The sequence below is a fragment of the Actinophytocola sp. genome, assembly GCF_036002505.1.
Classification (GTDB): Bacteria; Actinomycetota; Actinomycetes; order Mycobacteriales; family Pseudonocardiaceae; genus DASYTH01.
The window spans coordinates 1-3,917 of record NZ_DASYTH010000019.1; the positions used below are offsets into that span (position 1 = coordinate 1).

A 3,917-nucleotide genomic window follows, 5' to 3' on the forward strand; every position below is an offset into this window, starting at 1 on the left:
TCTTCGCCCAGCCCGGTTCAGCGAAGTCGACGAAACTGGACTGGATCGACCTGCTCGTCCAGCCGCGGTGCGGCCCCCACCAGGCGCCCACGGCCGGCCAACCGCAGCCATCACCAAGGCATCCTGGCTGCGTTCCAAAACGCCGAAGCCGATGGCAGCCATGTTGAGTGCGGAGGAGTCGTCGATGTTTCTAGGTGCTGACTTGCTCGCTTGCTTATCGCCGGTGTCATGGGTTGTCGGCCAGATTCCGGATACAGGAGGCGAGAGTGTCAAGCAGTGCCTGCTGTCGTGCGGGGGTCAGGCCGGCGCACATTTTCTTCTCGATGCTGCGGACTGCCGCACTGGCCGCGTGCAGGTGATCGCGGCCGGCCTGGGTCAGCGCGGCGGGTAGTTCGCGGCCACGGGGGGCGGTTGCGGGCCGGGTGACGAGGCCGCGTCCTTCGAGGCCGTGGAGTACGACGTTCATCGATTGGCGGGTGACGAAGGCCCCGCGAGCCAGGTCGGCGTTGGACAGCCCGGGACGTTGTCCCAACAGCTCCAGGCATGCGTACTGGGGCACGGTGAGATGCAGCGGCCGCAGGACCGCGTCCATGGCGTTGCGTAGTGCCACCGCAGCCTCCTTGAGGACGTAGCCGACCGCGTTCTCCACCGGACCGACCGTGTCCTGTTGCTCCATGTCAGCATTTTGACATACCATGGCGATGTCAGGACTTTGACATATCGAGGAGGGCGTCATGACCGTCACCGGACCCGATTTCATCGCCCTGCAGGTACGCGACCTGGACCGCGCCGCCGCCTTTTACGAAGATCAGCTCGGCCTGCGCCGCGTCCCGGCAAGCCCGCCCGGCGCGATCGTGTTCGCCACCACGCCCGTCCCGTTCGCGGTACGATACCCGCTGCCCGGCATAGACCTGGACGCAGCCGACCGGCCAGGTCTGGGTGTGGCGTTGTGGCTGCACACCACGGACGCGCAGGCCCTGCACGACACGCTCGACGCCGCGGGCGTGCCGATCGTGACGCCACCCTTCGACGGCCCTTTCGTACGTACGTTCACCTTCACCGATCCCGACGGGTACGCCGTCACGATCCACGACAAGCGATGACCGCCACCACGAGTTCCTTCCGGATGCGGGCGCGCGGCCCCTTCTCGCTGATCAGCGCCGCCCGCTTCACGGAAAGCTTCCCGGCCGGCCAGGGCGGCGGCCACAACGCGCGGCTCGACCTCGCGTTCCCCGCCGAGAACGACTGGACGACCCTCGGAGCACGCGTCACCGCGGACCGGACGGAGTTGCTCGCCGGCATCGTTGCCAACCCTGGAGCGCTGCCACTCGGGCAGATCCGCAGCCAGGTCGAGCGCATCCTGTCCCTCGACGTGGACGGCACCGGCTTCCCGGCGGTGGCAGAGCGGGACCCGGTCGTGCGCGACCTGCAGGCACGCTATCCCGGCCTGCGGCCGGTGCAGTTCCACAGCCCGTACGAGGCCGCCGCCTGGACCATCATCGGACAACGCATCCGCATGACCCAAGCCGCCGGCATCAGAACCCGGATGGCGACTCAACTCGGCGACGGCATCGACTTCGGCGACCGGCAACTCCGGTCGTTTCCGGCACCCGACCGGCTCACCGCCCTCCGCGAGTTCCCCGGACTCACCAAACGCAAGATCGAGCAACTCCAGGCCCTCGGCCGGGCCGCCGGCCAAGGCCAACTCGACGCCACCGCGCTCCGCAGCCGGCCACCCGACGAAGCACTGGCACACCTGCAGACACTGCCCGGCATCGGCCCCTTTTCCGCCGAGCTGATCCTGCTGCGCGGCGCCGGCCACCCCGACGTTTTCCCCACCCAGGAGAAACGGCTGCACCGCGCCATGGCCGCCGTCTACCACATTGGCCCAAACCCGACCCAGGCCGCGCTGCAAGCCATCGCCGCCAACTGGCGCCCCTACCGCACCTGGACCGCGCTGCTGCTGCGCACATGGCTCGAGGACGTCACCCACGAGATCACTGAAGGCAGACGCGCGGACGTCCTCCCCGACGCAGGGGGTCCTGCGCTTGGCCGGGTCTCTGGCTAGGCTCGACGAGGAAGGCAGCAGTGAGGGGCGCCCCATGTCGGACGAACGCGAGAACCGGCCGCGACTCCCTCCTCGATGGTTTGTTCGGCTGGCCTGGTACACGCACCGCGGCATCTACCGCGTCACCGGCGGCCGCGTCGGTCTGTGGCGTCCGAGGAACAACCGGTGGGGCACCCTGCGACTCACCGCCACTGGGCGTCGCACGGGTAAGGAGCGAAGCGTGATCCTTGGGTACATCGAGGACGGGCCGAACCTCGTCACGCTGGCGATGAACGGCTGGGCCGACGGCGAGCCCGTGTGGTGGCTCAACCTCCAAGCGCATCCCGGAGCGAGAGTCGATCTCGCCGACCGGCCGTGCATGGTCACGGCAAGGGCCGCAGAGGGAGAGGAACGGTCACGCTTGTGGGCCAGGTGGCGGGAGATTGACACGAACTTGGACGCCCATGCGGCGCTCCGATCGTCGGAGACCGCGGTCGTGATCCTCGAGCCACAGTCCACGCCTGTCCGATGACCGCGAGGCGCGGACGTCAATCGCCGGCGTCTTCTCACCGGAGGCAGCGCAAGCAGCGAGACGACTAACGCTCATGCCGCTGATCGTGATGCGCGTGCCCACGCCGTCAGGCCGCGCTCCCCAGGCGCCGCCCCCGGCGTTACTCAGCCAGGGGCCTAGCAGTTCTTCCAGGGGGAGGTCGCTCATCAACCCGCGGACGTGCTTCCGGCTAGCGAAACCGATGCGCCCGAACGATGTGCTCGCCGAGCTGGCCCATCAGCTCCGCCAGCTTCTGCTCGGACCGGCCGGCCTCTGCGATGGCCGCAGCGCTCACCTCGTGATCCTTGGTTGCCGGCACGCAACACCGGATGATCACGATGTGGCCGGCCCCAATTCTGGGACCGAGACGTCCACCCGCACCCGCCGCGCGAAACCCCGCGCGGATTCGGTCTCGAATTACGGCCGCCCCACTAGCGGGCTCGTTTCAGCTTCACCTCAGCGACCGCGTTAGCACCGACCAGGTCGCCCGAGGAGGCATCGCCCGCCCGGAGCGTGCCCGCCGCCAGACGCTGCCGCGCGACCGCCTTCAGCACCTCCAGCTCGCCGTCATCGTGCGCCGACCCGATGTGCTCGCTGTCCCGCGACCCGCGACCCGCGACGAGTAGACGATCTGCACCGCCGTCGCCCCCGACGCCGTCTTTCACGGTGCGCACAAACGGGGACACCACCCCACCCTACGGGCCCGAATTAGTGGCACATCCACTCACGCTCACGAGCAACCCACAAGTCAGCGGGTCGAACGCGGTAAGGACCGCCGAACGTAGCACAAGTCAGGACCGCGACTTGGGGGTGATCCGGAGCCGCGGCCTGCTGCGTATATCCAACCTAGGGGCCCGCCACCACGGCTCGGAAACGGCCGCGACGACAACAGGAGGGTGAGGCGGCGATGGCGCAGTGCGGGGGCTGGTGGCCGGGCCTGCGCGCTGTTCAGCTCGGCATCACCTCACCCTGGGCGTGGAAGATCACGGTGCTCCGAGCCGCGCCCCGCCGCCCGCATCAGGTCATCTTCATCAGCCCGCACCAGGAACCCGCGGTACTCGCGCAGCGGGCGGAAATCGGTTCCACCTGGACGCTCGATCAGCACTGCTGGGGCCTGACCGTTGATAGCTACGACGGTCACCGTTGGCGGGAAAGCTGCATCGTTCGGCGGTCCGAGCGGCTGCCTGACGGAACCCCGCAGACTGACTTCCGGTTCCTCGTCTATGCCAAGGACAATGCCAAGGACAATGCCAAGGACAATTCCTCGGACAGCTTCCAGGACTTCGTGCTGCTGCTGGAGTACTCTCAGCGCAGGCCGGC

General features: G+C 68.3%; 5 protein-coding genes and 1 pseudogene. 4 read left to right on the plus strand and 2 right to left on the minus strand.

Annotated elements, in window-relative coordinates:
- Positions 1-226 precede the first annotated feature (226 nt).
- The gene (locus VGR06_RS00690; RefSeq protein WP_327556933.1) at positions 227-676 is read right to left on the minus strand and encodes a MarR family transcriptional regulator; all 450 of its coding nucleotides are present in this window, start codon (positions 674-676) and stop codon (positions 227-229) included.
- Positions 677-734: 58 nt separating this feature from the next.
- Between VGR06_RS00690 and VGR06_RS00695 the strand changes: the two genes are divergently transcribed.
- The 3 genes from VGR06_RS00695 to VGR06_RS00705 are packed head-to-tail and all read left to right on the plus strand — an operon-like array spanning position 735 to position 2,579.
- Positions 735-1,103: a VOC family protein gene (locus VGR06_RS00695; protein ID WP_327556934.1), complete on the plus strand. Its 369-nt coding sequence runs from the start codon at positions 735-737 to the stop codon at positions 1,101-1,103.
- Positions 1,100-2,068 (plus strand): DNA-3-methyladenine glycosylase 2 family protein, encoded by a 969-nt coding sequence (locus VGR06_RS00700; protein WP_327556935.1) that lies wholly within the window; start codon positions 1,100-1,102, stop codon positions 2,066-2,068. The genes VGR06_RS00695 and VGR06_RS00700 overlap by 4 nt, the downstream gene beginning before the upstream one ends.
- 34 nt (positions 2,069-2,102) lie before the next feature.
- Positions 2,103-2,579: a nitroreductase/quinone reductase family protein gene (locus VGR06_RS00705; protein ID WP_327556936.1), complete on the plus strand. Its 477-nt coding sequence runs from the start codon at positions 2,103-2,105 to the stop codon at positions 2,577-2,579.
- Positions 2,580-3,115: 536 nt separating this feature from the next.
- Here the strand turns inward: VGR06_RS00705 and VGR06_RS00710 are convergent.
- Positions 3,116-3,283 (minus strand): annotated as a pseudogene (locus tag VGR06_RS00710) (IS1634 family transposase); the annotation flags it as partial.
- A gap of 221 nt (positions 3,284-3,504) precedes the next feature.
- On the opposite strand from VGR06_RS00710, the gene VGR06_RS00715 reads away from it, so the two are divergent.
- Positions 3,505-3,917: hypothetical protein (locus tag VGR06_RS00715; RefSeq protein WP_327556937.1), on the plus strand; the 413-nt coding region annotated here is incomplete at its 3' end.

Bases quoted from the DNA above. Each gene is read 5' to 3' on its own strand.
- VGR06_RS00690 (WP_327556933.1), bottom strand. From the start codon at position 676: ATGGAGCAACAGGACACGGTCGGTCCGGTGGAGAACGCGGTCGGCTAC.
- VGR06_RS00695 (WP_327556934.1), top strand. From the start codon at position 735: ATGACCGTCACCGGACCCGATTTCATCGCCCTGCAGGTACGCGACCTG.
- VGR06_RS00700 (WP_327556935.1), top strand. From the start codon at position 1,100: ATGACCGCCACCACGAGTTCCTTCCGGATGCGGGCGCGCGGCCCCTTC.
- VGR06_RS00705 (WP_327556936.1), top strand. From the start codon at position 2,103: ATGTCGGACGAACGCGAGAACCGGCCGCGACTCCCTCCTCGATGGTTT.